The 18,316-nt window shown below is 75.5% G+C and carries 16 protein-coding genes; 5 read left to right on the top strand and 11 right to left on the bottom strand.

Going from position 1 to position 18,316, the window contains the following annotated elements; all coding sequences use genetic code 11:
- Positions 1 to 49: 49 nt before the first annotated feature.
- Complete coding sequence (locus ND486_RS22615; RefSeq protein ID WP_208826650.1) at positions 50 to 664, top strand: TetR/AcrR family transcriptional regulator; 615 nt, start codon at positions 50 to 52, stop codon at positions 662 to 664.
- On the opposite strand, the gene ND486_RS22610 is transcribed toward ND486_RS22615, so the two are convergent.
- The gene (locus ND486_RS22610) at positions 649 to 1,341 is read right to left on the bottom strand and encodes a DUF899 family protein (RefSeq protein ID WP_251786499.1); all 693 of its coding nucleotides are present in this window, start codon (positions 1,339 to 1,341) and stop codon (positions 649 to 651) included. The genes ND486_RS22615 and ND486_RS22610 overlap by 16 nt on opposite strands.
- Positions 1,342 to 1,467: 126 nt before the next feature.
- Between ND486_RS22610 and ND486_RS22605 the strand changes: the two genes are divergently transcribed.
- Positions 1,468 to 3,537 carry an ArnT family glycosyltransferase gene (locus tag ND486_RS22605; RefSeq protein ID WP_374231623.1) on the top strand — a complete coding sequence of 690 codons (2,070 nt, stop codon included), beginning with the start codon at positions 1,468 to 1,470 and terminating at the stop codon, positions 3,535 to 3,537.
- Between the two features lie 59 nt (positions 3,538 to 3,596).
- Here ND486_RS22605 and ND486_RS22600 read toward each other — a convergent pair whose 3' ends face one another.
- The 7 genes from ND486_RS22600 to ND486_RS22570 form a co-directional block, all read right to left on the bottom strand.
- Entirely contained in the window at positions 3,597 to 4,892 is a 1,296-nt protein-coding gene (locus tag ND486_RS22600; protein WP_251786498.1) for an HNH endonuclease signature motif containing protein, read from the bottom strand.
- A 388-nt stretch (positions 4,893 to 5,280) separates the two neighbouring features.
- On the bottom strand, positions 5,281 to 5,730 hold the full coding sequence (locus ND486_RS22595; protein WP_060711293.1) for a VOC family protein: 450 nt from the start codon (positions 5,728 to 5,730) through the stop codon (positions 5,281 to 5,283).
- A gap of 9 nt (positions 5,731 to 5,739) precedes the next feature.
- Positions 5,740 to 6,945 (bottom strand): CoA transferase, encoded by a 1,206-nt coding sequence (locus ND486_RS22590; RefSeq protein ID WP_208825392.1) that lies wholly within the window; start codon positions 6,943 to 6,945, stop codon positions 5,740 to 5,742.
- Between the two features lie 35 nt (positions 6,946 to 6,980).
- Complete coding sequence (locus tag ND486_RS22585) at positions 6,981 to 7,190, bottom strand: hypothetical protein (RefSeq protein ID WP_062396439.1); 210 nt, start codon at positions 7,188 to 7,190, stop codon at positions 6,981 to 6,983.
- Between the two features lie 221 nt (positions 7,191 to 7,411).
- On the bottom strand, positions 7,412 to 7,642 hold the full coding sequence (locus ND486_RS22580; protein WP_208825390.1) for a hypothetical protein: 231 nt from the start codon (positions 7,640 to 7,642) through the stop codon (positions 7,412 to 7,414).
- Positions 7,639 to 8,904 carry a S8 family serine peptidase gene (locus ND486_RS22575; RefSeq protein ID WP_251786497.1) on the bottom strand — a complete coding sequence of 422 codons (1,266 nt, stop codon included), beginning with the start codon at positions 8,902 to 8,904 and terminating at the stop codon, positions 7,639 to 7,641. Before ND486_RS22575 ends, ND486_RS22580 begins: the two co-directional genes overlap by 4 nt.
- Positions 8,905 to 8,992: 88 nt before the next feature.
- Positions 8,993 to 9,676 (bottom strand): ANTAR domain-containing protein, encoded by a 684-nt coding sequence (locus ND486_RS22570; protein WP_251786496.1) that lies wholly within the window; start codon positions 9,674 to 9,676, stop codon positions 8,993 to 8,995.
- 350 nt (positions 9,677 to 10,026) lie between these two features.
- On the opposite strand from ND486_RS22570, the gene ND486_RS22565 reads away from it, so the two are divergent.
- Positions 10,027 to 11,652, top strand: coding sequence for a long-chain fatty acid--CoA ligase (locus ND486_RS22565; RefSeq protein WP_251786495.1), 1,626 nt, complete (start codon positions 10,027 to 10,029; stop codon positions 11,650 to 11,652).
- Here ND486_RS22565 and ND486_RS22560 read toward each other — a convergent pair.
- A complete protein-coding gene (locus ND486_RS22560; RefSeq protein WP_251786494.1) occupies positions 11,637 to 13,799 on the bottom strand; it encodes a WD40 repeat domain-containing protein in 2,163 nt (720 codons plus the stop codon). The genes ND486_RS22565 and ND486_RS22560 overlap by 16 nt on opposite strands.
- A 168-nt stretch (positions 13,800 to 13,967) precedes the next feature.
- Here ND486_RS22560 and ND486_RS22555 point away from each other — a divergent pair, with 168 nt between their 5' ends.
- Both ND486_RS22555 and ND486_RS22550 read left to right on the top strand, forming a co-directional pair.
- Positions 13,968 to 14,243 (top strand): hypothetical protein, encoded by a 276-nt coding sequence (locus ND486_RS22555; RefSeq protein ID WP_251786493.1) that lies wholly within the window; start codon positions 13,968 to 13,970, stop codon positions 14,241 to 14,243.
- A gap of 67 nt (positions 14,244 to 14,310) precedes the next feature.
- Positions 14,311 to 14,940, top strand: a complete 630-nt coding sequence (locus ND486_RS22550; RefSeq protein WP_251786492.1) for a TetR/AcrR family transcriptional regulator — start codon at positions 14,311 to 14,313, stop codon at positions 14,938 to 14,940.
- On the opposite strand, the gene ND486_RS22545 is transcribed toward ND486_RS22550, so the two are convergent.
- Positions 14,916 to 16,451 carry a hypothetical protein gene (locus tag ND486_RS22545; RefSeq protein WP_251786491.1) on the bottom strand — a complete coding sequence of 512 codons (1,536 nt, stop codon included), beginning with the start codon at positions 16,449 to 16,451 and terminating at the stop codon, positions 14,916 to 14,918. The two genes, ND486_RS22550 and ND486_RS22545, sit on opposite strands and share 25 nt — an antisense overlap.
- Before the next feature lie 35 nt (positions 16,452 to 16,486).
- Positions 16,487 to 18,295 (bottom strand): NAD(P)/FAD-dependent oxidoreductase, encoded by a 1,809-nt coding sequence (locus ND486_RS22540; protein ID WP_251786490.1) that lies wholly within the window; start codon positions 18,293 to 18,295, stop codon positions 16,487 to 16,489.
- Between the last annotated feature and the right edge of the window lie 21 nt (positions 18,296 to 18,316).

Raw genomic sequence — 18,316 nt, 5'->3', positions numbered from 1 at the left:
CGTCCAGAAGTGGGTCGGTGGTCACAGCCCGTCTGGCAGGATCGCCGCCGTGCCCCCGCCGTCGCGCCGCAGCGGACGTCCGCGCGACCCGGACGTCGACCGTCGCGCCCTCGCCGCCGCCCGCGAGGTCTACGGCGAGCGCGGCTGGTCCGGGCTGTCGCTGGAGGAGGTGGCCCGCCGGTCGTCGATCGGGAAGGGGTCGCTGTACCTGCGCTGGCCGACCCGGGCGGCGCTGCTCGTGGCGGCGGTGCGCGACCGGGCCCGCTTCGTCGCCGACATCGACACCGGCTCGCTGCGCGAGGACCTGGTGACCTTCGCCGAGCTGTGGACGGCGTTCGCCACGAGCGACGACGGCCGGCTGGTCGAGCGGCTGCTCGTCGACTCCCACCGGGTCCCGGAGATCGCGGGCGCGCTCGCCGACGACGCCTATCCCGAGCACGTCCGCGGCGCCCGGACGATGGTGCGCCGCGGCATCGAGCGCGGCGAGCTCCCGGCCGGGACGTCGGTGGCGCTGGTCGCGGACCTGGTCGCGGGGGCGGTGCGCAACCACGTCGCGACCACCCCCGCACACCTCGCCGCCCGCGACGACGCCCGGGGTCACGCGGTGGCGGTCGTCGACACCGTCCTGGCCGGGGTACGGGCGCGGGCTCAGCCCTCGCCGTAGGCGGCGGCGATCTCCTGCGGCCCGGCCCACCGGCTGTAGGTGGGGCCCTGCGGCCAGCCCTGCGGCGAGTCCTGCCAGACCTCCTGGCGGCCGTAGGGCAGCACGTCGACCAGCGGGAACAGGTAGGACAGCTGCTCGGTGCCGCGGCCGTCGGTGTGCCAGGTGCGGAAGACGCGGTCGCCGTCGCGCAGGAACACGTTGACCGCGAAGCCGCCCCCGGGCGGGGCGCCGACGTCGGTGCCGAAGCTGCTGTCGGCCGTCGAGTACCAGGTCATGGTGTTGCCGACGCGACGCCGGTAGGCCAGCGCCTCGTCGATCGGGCCCTGGGTGACGATCACGAAGCGGGCGTCGAACTTCTCCAGACCGGCGAGCCGGGTGAACTGCGAGGTGAACCCCGTGCACCCGCCGCACTGCCAGTCGGCGCCGTCGTGCCACATGTGGCTGTAGACGATCAGCTGCGGGTGGCCGTCGAAGATCTCGGCGAGGCGGACGGGGCCGTCCTCGCCGCGCAGGACGTAGTCGGGCATCTCGACCATCGGCAGCCGGCGACGGGCGGCGGCGATGGCGTCGAGCTCGCGGGTGGCGGCCTTCTCGCGGACGCGCAGCGCGGCGAGCTCGCGCTCCCAGGTGGCGGTGTCGACGACGGGGGGCAGGGCGGTGGTGGTCGGCTCGGTCATGTGAGGGGTGACCGGCGTCGCGCCCGGAACTCATCGCTCACAGACCGCGCACAGGAACCGGACAGGAGTGCGACAGAGCCGCGGACGACGGTGGTCCGCGTACCTCCACGACTCGAGGAGACCCCCGTGAGCACCGCGACCCCGGTCCGACCGGGACGGCACCGCGACACCCCGCCGCCGTCCGTCCCCCCACCCGTCCCGCCCACCGGCTCCGGCCCGTCCGTCGCGCCGCCCGGGCGGGTGGCGCGGCTGCTCCGCGGGCCCCACGACGGCCCGCGCTGGGCGCGGCCGGGGCTGCTGGTACTGCTCGCCGCGACCGCAGTGCTCTACCTGTGGAACCTGTCGGCCTCGGGCCATGCCAACGACTTCTACGCCGCCGCGGTGCAGGCCGGGACGCAGTCGTGGAAGGCCTGGCTGTTCGGGTCGCTGGACTCCGGGAACGCGATCACCGTCGACAAGCCGCCCGCGGCGCTGTGGGTGATGGTGGCCTCGGCGCGGCTGTTCGGGTTCTCGTCGTGGAGCCTGCTCGTGCCGCAGGCCCTGATGGGTGTGGCGGCGGTGGGGTTGCTGCACTCCACGGTGCTGCGGTGGGCCGGGCCCGCCGCGGGCCTGTTCGCCGGTGCAGCGCTGGCGCTGACGCCGTCCGCGGTGCTGATGTTCCGGTTCGACAACCCGGACGCGCTGCTGACGCTGCTGCTGGTCGTCGCAGCCTGGGCCGGCTCGCGCGCCGTCGACGCCGCCTCGGTGCGGGCGTCCACCTGGTGGCTGGTCGCGGCCGGGTCGGCGGTCGGGTTCGCGTTCCTCACGAAGATGGGGCAGGCGCTGCTGGTCGTCCCGGCGCTCGGGCTGGTGTACCTGGTCGCCGGCTCGCCGCGGCTGCGGACCCGGATCGTGCAGATGGGCGCCGCGGTGGCGGGGATGGTCGTCTCCGCGGGGTGGTTCATCGCGCTGGTGGAGCTGTGGCCCGCGTCCGACCGGCCCTACATCGGCGGATCGACAACGAACTCGCTGCTCGAGCTCGCGCTGGGCTACAACGGCCTCGGCCGGCTGCTCGGCGGCACCGGCAACGGTGCTGGCCCCGGCAGGGGAGGCGGTGGTGGCAACACCGGCTTCGGCGGTGCGGCCGGTCCGTTGCGGCTGTTCACCGGTGAGCTCGCCTACGAGATCTCCTGGCTGCTGCCGGCCGCGCTGATCCTGCTCGTCGCCGGGCTGTGGGTCACCCGGCGGGCGCCGCGGACCGACCGGACCCGTGCGGCGCTGCTGCTGTGGGGTGGCTGGACCCTCGTCACGGCGGCGGTGTTCTCGATGATGAGCGGGACGATGCATCCGTACTACACGGTGGCGCTGGCCCCGGGGCTCGCCGGAGTGGTGGCCGTCGGCGGGGCGGCGCTGTGGCGGGAGCGGGGTGCCCGGTGGGCGCGGATCGTCGCCGCGACGACGGTGCTCGTCACCGGTGGCTGGGCGGTCGCGCTGCTGGTGGTGAGCGCGGAGTCGTTCTCCTGGCTGTGCTGGCCGGTCGGGGTGGTCACGGTGGTCGCGGCGGGGCTGATGCTCGCGCCCGGCCGGGGGCGAGCGGTGGTGCGGTCCGGTCTGGTCGCGGTGCTGGTGGCGGGGATGCTCGGGACCGGAGTGTACGCGGTGGCGACGGCGTCGACCGGGCACACCGGCAGCATCCCCTCGGTCGGGACGGTGTCGAGCTCGTTCGGCACCACCGCCGGTTCGTCCGGCGGTCCCGGCTCGGGCCCGGCCGGCCCGGGTGCGGCCGTCGGCGCGGACGGGTCCGGTGGTGCCGGGGCAACGCCCCCGGGGCAGGGCGGTGGCGGGCCCGGCTCCGGCGGCGCGACCTCGTTGGAGCTGACCTCACTGCTCACCGCGACCCGGTCCTCGTCCGGGACGACCTGGGCGGCTGCGGTCGCCACCTCCCAGACCGCCGCGTCGCTGGAGCTGGCGAGTGGGACCGCGGTCATGTCGACCGGTGGGTGGGCCGGCAGCGACTCCGCCGTCACCCTCGCCGAGTTCCGGTCCTACGTGGAGCAGGGCCGGATCGCCTACTACGTGGCGGGCGGCCAGGGCGGCGGCCCCGGTGGGCAGAGCGACTCGACGAGCAGCCGGATCGCGACCTGGGTCGCCGAGCACTACACGGCGACGACCGTCGGTGGTCAGACCGTCTACGACCTGTCCGCCCCGACCTCCTGACCCGCTCGCCACCACCTCGCGCACCCCATCGGATCGGTGGGGTGCGCGCGGCGTCGAGGTCATGTCGGTGCACGCGGTGGCGGTTGTGGTGCCGGACCGCAGTACCTGTGTCCGGTCGGTGTCACGGTGACCACGATGCCGTCGGGCGCGCGGAAGACGTTCCAGCCGGGTTGTTCGCGGACGTGGTTGTGCAACTCGCACAGTCCACGCCCGTTCTCCAGCTCGGTGCGTCCGCCGTCGGCGTCGCGGTGGATGTGGTCGAGATGGCGGACGGGAGCGTCGCAGTAGGGCTCGGTGCACCGGTTCTCCGCGCGTGCTTTCACGAGGGTGGCGAGGAGTCCGGTGAAGGTGCGCTGTCGGGAGTCGCCGCCGATGACCAGACCGCGGTCGGTGAGCAGGCGGCGCAGGGACTTGGCGCCCTCGGGGTTCGCGAGCAGGTCGGCCGGGACGGGCCCCAGGCCGGGGATCTCGGCGGGGAGTGGGGACCGTGGGTCGAGCAGGGCCTGGACCGGGACGGTGACCTGCACTTCGAGGTTCACAGCGGTCGCGGTGGCCTGCCCGGTGACGCGCTCGACGAGGGTGTCGGCCAGGACCTGCCCGCGGGTGCGGGTCAGGGGCTGCGGGTCGACCTGGACCTCGACGAACGCCTTCTGCAGCGCGGCCAGGCAGGCGGCGCCCTGCTCGACCGGCACGTACGCGGTCAGGTAGCTCATCGCATCCGGCGCGGGCCGCAGGATGACCCGGCGCTCGACCCTGGCCGCGTGGACGCGGGCGCGGAACCGGTCGGGAGCGATCTCGGCGACCAGACGCCGCGTCATCGCCCGCAGGCGCCCGATGCCGTAGCGGGTGAGGTCGTGCACGGCAGCGAGCCGGGCGTCGACCCGCGCGCGTTGGGTGGTGTCGAGGTCGCGGCATTCGACGGCGATCGCGGTGACCTTGGCGGCGCTGAGCTGCCCGGTCTCATGGAGGCGCCGGACGTCGTCGAGCCCGGCGTGCAGATCGCGGGCGTCGGCGACGCGTGTGCGGGCCTCGGTGGTGGAGACCCGGCAGGCCAGCTGGATCTGGGCGACGACGCTGCGGTGGATCTTGTCGACGTCGGTCCGGTCGTCGACGCGGTGGCTGTCGACGTGGGCCTGGGCGAAGGCGCGGATCCGGTCCGTCTGCAGGGCGGCGAGGGAAGCCCGGAGCGACTCGATCTCCTGGATCTGGTCGATCAGCTCGGCTTCGGACAACGTGGAGGTGTCGGCGGCGAGGGCGTGGTCGAGGTGGAACCGGAGCAGGGTGAGGTCACCCGAGGGGAACCCGCCTGCGAGCACGCCGGTGGCGTGGGCGGGTGGTTCCTGGGTGGCGGTCACACCGTCGACGATACTCGAACGTGTGTTCGATCGCTAGTTTTCGTTCGCTATCGCGAATCCTTGAGCTGGGGTGATGTCTCCGGCACGAGAGGGAAGCGCCTACATACCGGTTCTCACCTGGACGGCGCGACCACCGCCGGCCAGGTGGCGGGGGACGGGATCACCCGACTCCCCGGGGGCGGCTGGTGGGGTGGAGATCGCGCATCAACCCGTTCGTCGTCGGCCCCGCCGGCAAGGCCCACGACCGACGGCACGAGCACGACGCAGGTGCGACCAGGGGGCACGCCGCCCGACGACCGACCTCGGTGCCCCTGAACAGCGGCGCTCCGACAGCCCCACCCGGTCGGGACGGTGGGCTCGACCGGGCCCCAACGCGAACCCCGGGACCTCAGCCCCACTTCTCCCGCACCGAGGTGAACACCTTCTGCCCGTACGAGAACTCCACGACGTTCCCGTCCGGATCGGTCAGCGCGCAGATGTACCCCACCGGCCCCGGCATCTGCCGCGGCTCCCAGTGCAGGCACCCCGCGTCCCGGGCGCGGTCGGCGGCGGCGTCGACGTCGTCGCGGGTCGGCACCTCGATCCCCAGGTGGGCGAAGGGGCGCAGCAACCCCAGCTCGCCACCCTGCTCGGCGTCGAACGACACCAGGACCAGCACCATCGGCGTCTCCACCTGACCGGCGTTGGACAGCCAGGCGCTCCGCCCGGCGTCGTCGGAGAAGCGTTCGACGACGGTGAGGGGTGTCATCGTCGTGTAGAAGTCGATGGCGGCGTCGAGGTCGCCGGTGGGCAGCGCGACGTGGGTCCACCGCGCCTCGGTCAGCTGTGCGTCGGTCACGGGCATTCTCTACCCGACGACGCCGCGGTCGTGCAGCCCGCCGATGGTGCGCTCGTCGAGACCGAGGACGTCGGCGAGTACCTCGTCGGTCTCCCGGCCCAGCTCGGGGGCGGCGCCGGGGTCACCGTGGTCGGCGTCCCACCGGATCGGCGAGCGCGCGGTGATACCGGTGGCGCCCCCGGGGAGCGCCAGATCGGCGAGCAGCGGGTGCCCTCCGGCGCGGTGCTCGGCGACGACGTGGGTCATCCCCTGGTAGCGGCCCCACAGCACGCGGGCCCGGTTCAGCTCGGACTCCACGGTCGCCGAGTCGCGCGCGGCGAACCACGGCCGCAGTACCGCCGCGATCGTCTCGCGCAGCCGGTAGCGCTCGGTCTCCGAGGTCAGGTCGGCGTCGAGGGCGGGCTCCAGTGCGGCGAACACGTCACCGGTCCCGGTGACCGACACCAGGGCGTTCCACTGCGCCGGGGTCAGCGCGACGACCATCACCCGGTTCCCGTCGGAGCAGGCGAAGTCGACACCGAAGCTGCCGTAGACGTGGTTGCCGTGCCGCGGCCGCTCGTGCCCGCGCTCGTCGGCCTCGGAGAGCCAGCCCAGGTTCGCGACGCCGGCCAGCGCCACGTCGGACAGCGCGATCTCGGAGTACACCCCGGCGCCGGTGCGGGAGCGCTGGTACACCCCGGCGAGCACGGCCGTCGCGACCGACATGCCGGTGACCAGGTCCCACGCGGGCAGTACGTGGTTGACCGGGGCCGCGCCCTCCTCGCTGCCGGTGATCTGCGGGATCCCGACCTCGGCGTTGACGGTGTAGTCGACGGCGGGTCGGCCGTCCGGGTAGCCCTGCACGCGCACGTGCACCAGGTCCGGGCGACGCGCGACGAGCGCGTCGTTGGCCATCCAGCGGCGGCCCACGACGTTGTCGACGAGGACACCGCGGTCCGGGCCCGGCGCCGTCGCCAGGCCCAGGACGAGCTCACGGCCCTCGTCGGAGCGCAGGTCGATGCTGATCGACCGCTTGCCCTTGTTCAGCGAGGCCCAGTAGTAGGAGTCGCCGGTGCCGTGCCCGGCGGCGGGCCAGCGACCGTGGTCGGGGCCGCCCCCGAGCGGGTCGATGCGGACGACCGAGGCCCCGAGCTGCGCGAGCGTCATGCCACCGGTGGGACCGGCGACGAAACTCGCGCACTCGACGACGTGCAGACCGGACAGCGGACGCGACATGGCGACCATCCTGCCCGGCGACGGGGCCGGACGGATCAGAGGTGTTCGATCAGCCGCTGACGGGCCAGGCGCTCGACCATCTCGGGGAGCGCTGCGGCGGAGACGACGTCGAGGTCGCGGCGGGAGCCGCGCACGACGTGGTCGACGAGGTCGGGGGAGAAACGACCGGCGAACTCGGCGGTGAGCCGGTCGACGGCGCCCCGGACGGTGGGGTCGGTGACGGGTGGGTGGACGGAGGCCTGCACAGGAATGGTCGTTTCGGTCGAGGTGGTGTCCGGTACGCGGCGGAGTGCCGCGCCGCGCGGGATCGCGCGGTGCCGGTACGGGGTCGGTGGCACCGGCCGTGGCCGGGGCGCCGGGTGGGCGCCTCCCGGGGACGGTCCGGGCGGTTCGTCGCGGCCGGCGTGTCACCGGGCGCGATCGACTGGCACCACCGTATCGGACGTACGGGTCGCGCGTCGACCGATTACGCGGGCCCCGGCTGATCGCGGTCCAGGTGGACCTCGCGGTCGGGCTCGACCGCGGCGACCCCGGTGACACCCCGCAGGACGTCCGGGTCGTCGCACGTCCCGACGACCACCCCGACCCCCGTGAGCACCTTCTCCACCTGCAGCCCGGCGGCCGCGCAGGCCCGCGCGACGTCGTCGGCGACGTGCCCGTCGGCCACCGACACCAGCAGCCTCCCGGTCGTGCTCATCGGCCCGGGGCCCGGACGAGTCCCGCGCCGACGTCGCCCGAGGGCAGCGGCAGCCGCTGGGCGGCCTGCGTGAGCTGGGTCCACAGGTCGCGCCCGCGGGCTCCGGTGCGCTGCGACCACAGCGCCGCGATCCCGGAGACGTGCGGGGTGGCCATCGAGGTGCCCGAGATCGTGTTGGTGCGCTGGGGCATCGGCCACGACGAGTAGACGTCCACACCGGGGCCGGCGATGTCGACCTGCCCGCCCTCGACCGCGGAGCTGGCCGCGGAGAAGTCGGCGATGGCCAGCGCGGCGTCCACCGCGGCGACCGCCATGATCGACGGGCTGTTCGCCGGGACACCGACGAAACCGACGTTCCCGGCCGAGCGCTCGGCGTTGTTGCCGGCCGCGGCGACGATCAGGGTGCCCGCGTCCAGCGCGCGCCGCCCGGCGTTCTCGTAGGCGGCGGAGACCTCGTCGAGGTCCGCGCCCAGCGACATCGAGACGACCTGCGCGCCGGAGGAGATCGCCCACTCGATGCCCTCGAGGATGCCGGCGTCGGTGCCGGAGCCGTCGTCACCGAGCACCTTGCCGACCAGGATCCTCGCCTCGTGGGCGATGCCGTAGCGGCGTCCCGAACCGGGGGCGAGCGGCCCGCAGGAGGTGCCGATGCAGTGCGTGCCGTGCCCCTGCACGTCGGCGACCTCCTGGCCGTCGACGAACGAGCGCGACTCGATCTGCCGCCCGGCGAAGTCGGGGTGCCCGAGGTCGAGGCCGGTGTCGAGGACGGCGACGGTGATCCCGGCGCCGGTCTCGGCGGCGAGGTCCGCACCGGTGGCCTGCAGCCCCCAGGTGACCTGGTCGTTGTCGGCGAACCGGGCCGCGACGGGCGCGTCGGCGGTCTCCGACGCGGCGGCGCGCTCGGCCAGGAAGCCCGCCGCGTCGGCGAACCCGCGCAGGTAGTCGGCGCTCAGCCCGGGCCCGGACAGGGCGCGCAGCACGCGTTCGGGCTCCACCGACAGCACCCGGCGGTCGGCCCGCACGGTGCGCAGCCGGGCCGGGTCCAGCTCGGCGACGGCGACGCCGAGCCGGGCGAACAGCGTCGGGTGGGCCCCCGGGGTGTCGTCGCGGCTGCTGGTCACCTCGGACAGGCCGGTCAGCTCCGCCACCGCCGAGCGTGCCGTGTCGTGGTCGGCCACCAGGTCATCGCTGAGCACCAGCAGGTACCGGCCGGTCAGCGTGCCTGCGGTCCGGCCCGGGACGGCCGCGTGCGGGTCCACCATGTCGCCTCCGTCGATCGACTCGTGACCACCCATCGTGCCCCAGTGATCGCGCTCCGGCACGGTCTGCGGGCGAACGGGTGGTGACGACTCAGGGCCGCTGCCCGACCGTGTCCGCCAGCAGCGCCTCGGCGACCACGTGCAGCTTCCGGTTCGTCTCGTGCGAGAGCCGGCGCAGCAGGCTGAACGCCTCGTCGGCGGAGCAGCCGCGCTGGGCCATGAGGGCCCCCTTCGCCTGCTCGATGCTGACGTGCCGGGCGAAGCGGGCCCGCAGGTGGCTGTTCTCGGTGTCCAGGGCGCGGGCCAGCGCCGCGGCGGGGAGGTCGCTGCCGTCGGCGCCGGGGCTGATCAACCCGGTGACGTCCTCGACGTGGTGCAGCACCCCGATGACCCGCCCGTCCGGGGCGGCCAGCGGGGAGTTCACCGTGACCCACACCCGTTCGACGAAGCCGGGCGTGCCCGTCGCCGCGGGCACGTCGTGACGCTGCACCGGCAGGTGGTCGCGCAGCCCGAGGCGCAGCACCCGCGACAGCGACGCCGTCAGCCTGGCGACGCCGTCGGCGCCGGGCCGGTGGGGGTCGTCCGGCAGCGCGGCCGTCAGCGGCCTGCCGACCAGCTCGCCGGACGTGCGCAGGGTCGCCGCACAGAAGGCCGCGTTCGCCCCCACGACCGTGAGCTCCCCGTCGACGACCAGGTACGGGGAGCGCGTGGCACGGAACACGGGATCGTCGCAGCAGGCGCGCAGGATCTGCGCGTCCGAGGGCCCGGAAAGCATCTGACCTCCGCCGCGCCGGAACGCGACGGTTCGGCGGGTGCCGCGGCGAGCGGCACCGGAGACCTGGCCCGGCGCGTCCGGCAGATGATGTCTGCGGAAACGGTTCCCGGGGTGGACCCCGGGATGCCGGGCCGGTTGCTTGACCCTGCGTGCTCGCGTCCGGAACCTGACGGTTCGCGGACGTCGGGAAGAACGTTAGGACAGTGCGTCACGCCTGCTGACAGTGGGTGTCCGATTACTCCGGACGCCGCGTTCCCGACCCCCGGATGCAGTGACCGGATAGTCCAATCCATATCTCGAGTTACGGTAGGGTCGGGCCGACCCCACCCCGGAAGCCCCCAGGAGCAACGATGCTCGGTCTGATGCAGGACCGTCCCCTGACGCTGCCGCACGTCTTCCACCGTGCCGAGCAGTACTTCGGACACAAGGAGATCGTCACCGCCACCCCGGCGGGGACGGTCCGCACCACCACGGTCGCCGAGTGGGCCGTACGCACCCGCCGGCTGGCCACCGTGCTCGACACCCTCGGCGTCTCCGCCGACGGCCGGGTCGGGACGTTCTGCTGGAACACCGACCGGCACCTGGAGCTGTACCTGGCGGTGCCGTGCACCGGCCGGGTCCTGCACACGCTCAACCTGCGGCTGTTCCCCGACCAGCTCGTCTACGTAGCCGACCACGCCGAGGACGAGGTCGTGTTCGTCGAGCGCTCCCTGCTCGGCCTGTTCTGGCCGCACGTGGACCGGATGACCACGGTGCGCCACGTCGTCGTCATCGACGACGGCGCGCCGACCGAGATCCCCGACGACCCGCGCATCCGGATCTACGAGGAGCTCCTGGCGGCGGCCGAGCCGTTCGCGGGCCGGTTCGTGGTGGAGGACGAGAACACCGCCGCCGCCATGTGCTACACCTCCGGCACCACCGGCAACCCCAAGGGCGTCGTCTACTCGCACCGCTCGACGCTGCTGCACTCGCTCGCGACCCTGTTCGCCGACGGCGTCGGGCTCTGCGAGCGCGACGTGGTCCTGCCGGTCGTCCCGATGTTCCACGCCAACGCCTGGGGCCTGCCCTACGGCTGCCTGCTCGCCGGCACCTCGCTGGTGCTGCCCGGGCCCGGCATGACCCCGGACGCGGTCCTGACGCTGATCCAGGACCACCGGGTCACCGTCGCCGCGGGCGTCCCGACGATCTGGATGGGCCTGCTGCCCAGGCTCGGCGAGTACGACTGCTCGTCGCTGCGGGTCCTGCTCTGCGGCGGCTCGGCGGTGCCGAAGTCGATGTCGGAGGGCTTCCGCACCGCGATCGGCCTGCCGGTCCTGCAGGGATGGGGGATGACCGAGACCTCGCCGGTGGCGACCCTGGGCGTGCTGCGCTCCCAGCACGACGACCTGTCCGACGACGACAAGGCCACCGTGCGCGCCCTGCAGGGACCCCCGGTCCCGCTCGTCGACCTGCGCATCGCCGACCCCGAGACCGGTGCCGAGCAGCCCTGGGACGGCACCACCAGCGGTGAGGTGCAGGTGGCGGGCCCGTGGATCGCCTCGGAGTACTACCGCGGCGAGGGCGGCGGCACGCAGTTCACCTCCGACGGCTGGCTGCGCACCGGCGACGTCGCCGTCGTCGACGGCTCGGGCTACGTCAAGCTCGTCGACCGCACCAAGGACCTGGTCAAGTCCGGTGGTGAGTGGATCAGCTCGGTGGAGCTGGAGAACGAGATCATGGCGCACCCGAAGGTCGCCGAGGCCGCCGTCATCGCGATCCCGCACGAGCGCTGGGTGGAGCGCCCGATGGCCTGCGTCGTGGTGAAGGACGGCGAGACCCTCACCGCCGACGAGCTCCTCGCCTTCCTCACCGGCCGGGTCGCCAAGTGGTGGCTCCCCGACGCCGTCGAGTTCATCGACGAGGTGCCCAAGACGAGCGTCGGCAAGTTCTCCAAGAAGACCCTGCGGGAGAAGTTCGAGGGCTACTCGCTGAGCTGAGCGGCCGCCTCGCGGTCCGTGGTCCCGGTGCGTGGCGCCGGGACCACGGCCGCGCCGCCCTGCTCGGGGATGACACCGTCCGGGACGGCCGCGGCGGCCCCGGCGAGCAGGTCGAGGCAGTGCACCTCGCCGCACCCGTCGCCGACGACCACCGTCCCGCCCCCCACCGCGACCGCGGTCAGCGGCGCGTCCAGCGGCACCCGGCCGAGCGCCGTCGCCGAGGTCAGGTCCCACAGCACCGCCGTGCCGTCCGAGCCCGCGGTCACCGCGCGGCACCGGCCCGCACCGGCGGCCGCGGTCAGGTGCGCCGCGTCGGCGCGCACCGTCGTCACCGCGGCCGACCCGGCCCGCCAGACGTGCACCCGGCCGTCGGCGTCGCAGACCACGCCGTGGCAGCCGTCGTCGTCGACGGCGACGGCGGTGACCAGCCCGGCCGGCAGCGCCGCCGTGACCACCTCCGCCGAGGCGGGCCGCCAGCAGGCCAGCAGGCCGTCCGCGGCGAGCAGCACCGTCGCCCCACCGGGGGTCGGCGCGGCCACCCGCGGTGCCGACGGCAGCCGGGTGGTGCGGAAGGCCCGCCCGCTGCGCGCGTCGCGCACGGCGACCGTGCCGTCCGGCTCACCGGTCACGACCAGCGCGCCCCGCCCGGCCAGCACACGGCCGGGCAGCGACACCGCACCGGCCCGCACCCCGGTCGTCGCGTAGCGCTCCTCGACGGTCGCGGCCCCGGTGACGGCGAACAGCCTCGTGCCGGACGGGTCGAACCACAGCGGGCCCGCACCGGCCGGGGCGCCCCAGCGGCGCGCGCCGGTGGCCGGGTCGTGCGCGAGCAGCCCGTCGGAGCGGCGACCGGCCGAGACGACCAGGCCCGGGCCCGCGGCGACCGCACCGACCGCGGGGGAGACCCCGGCGTGCCCGCCGGCACCCGGCCGGGCCCGTGCCGAGTCCCAGACCAGGACGCGGCCGTGGTCGTCCCCGGTCGCGACGACGGTGCCCGCGGCGTCGGCGGTGACCGCCCGCACCGCGGCGCCGTGCCCGGCGAGCTCGGCGACCGGGCCGGGGCCGCTGGTCGGGACGAGCTGCACGGTCCCGTCCACCCGCCCGACGACGACCCGGCCCTCACCGGCGCACGCGGCCGCGGTGACCGCGACGCCGTCGCCGGGGACGTCGAGCCGCACCGCGTCCTGCGGCACCCCGTCGACCAGTGCGAACACGTGCAGCGCACCGTCGGCGGTGGCCGCGAGCAGCTGCCCCGCGGTCGGCACCAGCACGGCGACCACGGCGGGCCCGCCCTCCAGCAGCCCCAGCGGGGCCCCGGTGGCCGGGTCCCAGGACCGCAGCGTGCCGTCCACCCCGCCGGACACGACGGTGCCCTGGCCGGTCGCGGTCAGCGCGGTCACCGGGCCGGCGTGGCCGCGGGCGACCGAGACGGCCGCGCCGCTGGTCACGTCCCACACCCGCACCGCGCCGTCGGCGCCGCCCGCGACCACCCGGGTCGGGGCGGTCCCGGTCACCGCGAGCGCGGTCACCGGGCCGGGCCGCCCGGCCAGGGTCGTGACCTCGGCGCCGCGGGCCGGGCCGTCGGTGGCCAGCACCCGCACCTCGGGGTCGTCACCGGCGAGGGCGACCAGGCCGCCGTCGGGGGACAGGGCGACCGTCCGGGCGTGGACCGCGGAGGCCGGGGGCCGCGGACCGCCGGGCCCGGCGAGCGGGTCCGGGACCGCGTGCCCGGTCCCGGCGTCCCAGGCACCGCTCTCACCGGAGGCGTCGAGCGACAGCAACAGGCCGTCCGGTCCGGCGAGCAGCGCGACGACCGCGTCCCCGTGGCCCTCCAGGACCCGGCTCAGCGCGGCCGACGGCGGCCGGGTGCGCCAGCGGGTGGTCAGCGCGGGGACGCCCTGGGCGGTGAGCCGGGCCCGGGCGGCCCCGGCCAGCGCGGCCTCCCCGGCCAGGACGGCCCCGGCGAGCAGGTGCTGGGCGACCGGCGCGGTGCCGGAGCGGCGCAGGTGGTGCGCCTCGAGGTCCAGGACGCGGCGCAGCGCCTCGGGTGTCACCCCGTCCGGCGCGACGCCCGGGTGCTCCCCGTACGGCGGTTCGCCGGCGGCGATGCGCCGTTCCAGCCCGTCCCAGAACGTCTCGACGGCCATGCGTGTGAGCCCTCCCCGGGGTCGCGTTCGGTTACCTGTCGTGGCCCCGCGCCCCATCGTTAACGCGGGAGGGGGTGTCGCCACCCGAACCGGCGGTGACCGGCGGCGAGCCCTCGGTGACCGGCGCGCGGCCCGTGGGTGTCGGGGGCAGGGGCTACCGTCCGTCCCGTGCCCGCCACCACTCGTGCCGTCCTCTCGCTCGCCGAGATCGCGGTGTTCGCGCCGCTGGTCATCGCGCGTCGCACCGCCCGGATGCTCACCTCGGGCTTCCCGCCCCCGGCGCGTGAGGTCCGCGAGTTCCACCGGATGTGGGCCGAGAAGGTCGACGGGTTCTCCCGGGCCGCGGTCGTCCTGGTCACCTCGAAGCCGGGGCCTGCGACCCTCGAGCGGGCGCTGGAGCCGATCCGCACCCGGGTGCGGGCCAACGCCCGCCGTCTAGGCTGACCGCCCGGCGAGCACTCGGGGGTGCGGTGTGACGGAGGGGACGGCGGTCCGGCGCGGACGGCGGCCGATGAGCGACCGTCGCCGCACCCTGCAGCGCCTGGAGATCTCCCGGGCCGCGATCCGGCTGTTCCGCGAGAACGGCGTCGCCGCGACCGGCGGGGAGCAGATCGCCGAGGCGGTCGGGCTGTCGGCGCGCACGTTCTGGCGCTGGTTCCGCACGAAGGAGAGCTGCGTCGAGCCGGTGCTGAGCCTGGCCACCGACGCGTTCACCGCGAGCCTGACCCGCTGGCCCGCGGGCGTCGGGCTGACCGAGCATCTCGCCGCGGACTACGCCGAGCACCCCGACGCGGGCCCGGACGACGGCGACCTCGTGCTCGCCGTGATCCGGATGAGCCGCGACGAGCCCGCGCTGCGCGCGATCTGGCTGGTCGTGCAGGAGCGGGCCGAGCCGGTCCTCGCCGGGATCCTCGCCGGCCGGTTCGGCCGTGATCCCGGCGACGTCGCCGTGCGGGTGCAGGCCGCCGCGCTCAACGGGGCGCTGCGGGTCGCGACCGAGGACATCGCCGCCGCCACCGCCGACGGGCGCCGCCCACCGGCCGCGCAGCTGCGCGAGCGGCTGTCGGCGGCCGTCGACGCCGCGACCCACGGCGTCGACGGCGAACGCGCGGCCGGTCAGGAGCCGACCCGCAGCACGTAGCCCGCGCCGTTGACCGCGACGAGCACGGAGCCGTCGTCGGCCGCGGCGACCCCGGCGAACGGGGCGGGCCGGGCTGCCGCACCGCTGCGGCAGTCCGCGGGCACGTGCGGTGGGCGCACGTCGAAGGGCAGCCCCGACGCCGCGACGGTGACCGTCCGGTCGGCCGGGTCGATCCGCAGCAGCCGTCCCGCGGCGGCCTCGGCGCACCACAGCGCGCCCCCGGCCACGGCGATCCCCTCCGGCCGGTGCAGACCCGCGGCGAGCACGGTGGCGTCGCCGTCGCGGGTGAGCCGCACGACCTGTCCGCCGCCGGTCAGCGTGGCGTAGCCGGTGCCGGTCCCGTCGACGGCCACGTCCACCGGCCCGTCGAGACCCGTGGCGAGCACGGTGGCGGTGCCGTCGTCGGCGAGGTGCAGGACCCGCCCGGCGCCGGTCTCGGCGACCAGCAGCCCGTCCCGGCAGGAAGCGACGCCGGTCGCCCCGGCCAGCCCGTCGGCCAGCGGGGTCCAGGAGCCGGGACACCCGCGCCACACCCCGGGGCCGGTGGTCACGACCGTGTCACCGTGGTGCCGGGCGAGTCCGCGGACCCCGCCGCGGACCTCGGTGACGACGTCGCCGAGCGCGGTGACGGCGCCGCCGGCCACCCGGGCCAGGGAGAAGTGGTCGGCGACGAGCGCGCCCGCACCGTCGGCGGCCACGCCCCAGGGGCCGCACAGGCCGGCCGGCAGCGCCGTGGTCACCGTGCCGTCGACACCGGCCCGGACCAGCCCGCCGTGGAAGGCGCCGGTCACCCAGGCCGCGCCGTCGGCGGTGAACACGACGTTGTCCGCGCCGCCGACGCCGGTGTCGAGGGTGGCGGTGACCCGCCCGCCGTCGGCGGTCCACAGGGCGCCGCGGTCGCCGTTGGACAGGATGCGCAGCCGTCCCGCGGGGTCGAAGCGCACGGCCACCGGCCGGTCCAGCCCGGTCAGCAGCCGTTCGGGGGTGCCGCCGTCGGGGTCGACCCGCCACACCTCGCCGGAGAGCAGGTGCGGGTAGTACAGGAGCCCGTCCGGGCCGACCTCCATCGCGTTGCCGAGCGCGAGCCCGGTCGCGAGCACCCGCGGCGGCCCGCCCGCCGGGTCGATCTCCAGCAGCCGTCCGTCCGGGCACAGCTCGTTGACGAACAGCCGCCCGCGGTGCCAGGCGATCCCGTCCGGGGCGGTGATCCCGTCGGCGACGACGGCCGTCGCCCCGTCGGGGGCCCGGCGCCACACCAGCCCGGCGGGCAGGTCGACCACGAACAGCTCGCCGTCGGCGCCGAACACGAGGTCGTCGGGGGCGGTGAGCGGCCCGTCCGGCCCCAGCACCGTCTCGAGCCCGCCGGTCGCCGGGTCGAAGGCGGACACGGTCCCGCCGAGGAACTGCGCGATCCACAGCCGGCCGTCCGGACCGGTGACGATCCCGTTGGAGGCCCACAGCGGGTTCGGCGGGCACAGCGGCGCGGCGCGCAGCCCGGGTGCGGTCCGCACGGGTCCCCGGTCCGGTCCCGCGACCGGGCGCACGCTCACGCGTCCCCGCCGGAGAGCACGTCGTCCATCCCACCGGCGCGCCAGTCGCGCAGGATCTCGTGGAACTCGACCGGGCCGCCGCCGAACTGCTCGCTGCGCGTCCGCGGGCGGCCCTCGAAGTTGTAGTAGCCGGGCGTGCACCCGGCGAGGAAGGCGTGCTGGTCGCGGGCCCGCTCGCGGATGGTGGCGACCCACGCCGCCTCCGCCGCCGCGGTCGGCTCCACGACCCGCACCCCGCGCCGCGCGGCCTCGGCGCAGACCGCCGCGATGTGCCCGGCCTGCTCGTCGAGCACGTGCGCGAAGTTCACCGACGCCGAGTTCTGCCCGGCGCCCACGTGGAACAGGTTGGGGAAGCCGCGGCTGACCCAGCCGTGCAGGGTGGACAGCCCGTCGGCCCAGTGCTCCGCGAGGGTGACGCCGTCGCGACCGCGGATGTCGGCGCCGGCCCGGGTGGCGGGGTCCGCGCCGAGCTCGAACCCGGTGGCGAACACGATCGCGTCCACCGGGTACTCGACGCCGTCGACCACCAGGCCGTCGCGGGTGATCCGCTCGACGCCCTGCCCGGCCGTGTCGAGCAGGGTCACGTCCGGTCGGTTGAAGGTCTGCAGGTAGGTGTCGCTGAAGGTGGGCCGCTTGCACATCTGGCGGTACCAGGGCTTGAGCGCCGCGGCCGTCACCGGGTCGGCGACGATCTCGTCGACCCGGGACCGGATCTCGTCCATCTTCTCGGCGTCGGCGATCTCGAGCGCCTCGGCCGGATCCTCGGTGCCCCGGGTCCGGGCGAGCCGCTGCGCGCCCCGGATCGGGGCGGTGTCGGTCCACCTGTCCGCGACGCCGTCGGGGCCGGACGAACCGTGCGGCGCCGGGCGCATGTCCATCAGGTGCAGGAAGTCCTCGCGACGGCGGCGCTGCCAGCCCGGGGTCAGCGCCCGCCACCAGGCCTCGTCGTAGGGGGCGTCGTCGCGGGTGTCGACCGACGACGGCGTCCGCTGCACGACGTAGAGGTGCCGCGCGGCCCCGGCCAGGTGCGGCACGCACTGGATCGCCGTCGCCCCGGTGCCGATCACCGCGACAGTGCGGTCGCCGATCCGGTCGAGCGGGCCGCCCCGTTCGTCGCCGCCGGTCCAGCCGTAGTCCCACCGGCTGGTGTGGAAGGTGTGCCCGGCGAAGTCGGCGATGCCGGGGATCCCGGGCAGCTTGGGCCGGTTGAACGGCCCGGAGGAGATCACGACGAACCGGGCGGTGACCTCGTCGCCGCGGTCGGTGCCGACCTGCCAGGCCCGCGCGTCGTCGTCCCAGACCAGGGTGGTGACCTCGGTGTGGAACAGGGCGTCGCGGTAGAGATCGAAGCGCTCGCCGATGGCGCGGGCGTGCGCCCGGATCTCCCCGCCCGGTGGGTAGCGGCGGCTCGGCATCCCGCCGATCTCCTCCAGCAGCGGCAGGTAGATCGAACTCTCGATGTCGCAGGCGATGCCGGGGTAGCGGTTCCAGTACCAGGTCCCGCCGAGGTCCCCGGCGACGTCGACGATCCGGATCCGCTCGTGGCCGGCCTGCCGCAGCCGGGCCGCGGCGACCAGTCCGCCGAAGCCGCCGCCGACGACCAGCACGTCCACCTCGTCGTCCACCGGGTCGCGCTCGGTGGGCCCGGACCACGGGTCGTCGGCGTAGAAGCCGAACTCCCCGGTCGACGCCCGGTACTGGGCGGTGCCGTCGGGGCGCAGCCTGCGGTCGCGCTCGGCGCGGTAGCGCTCCCGCGGCCGGTCCAGGTCGGCCGCGGTGGGGTCGGTGGTCCCGGTCGTCGTCACGCTCGTGGCTCCCTCGACGTT

The organism is Pseudonocardia sp. DR1-2 (assembly GCF_023717215.1).
Classification (GTDB): Bacteria; Actinomycetota; Actinomycetes; order Mycobacteriales; family Pseudonocardiaceae; genus Pseudonocardia; species Pseudonocardia alni.
Note: the sequence above shows the minus strand (reverse complement) of the source record. Positions and strands in the feature narration are given on the sequence as shown.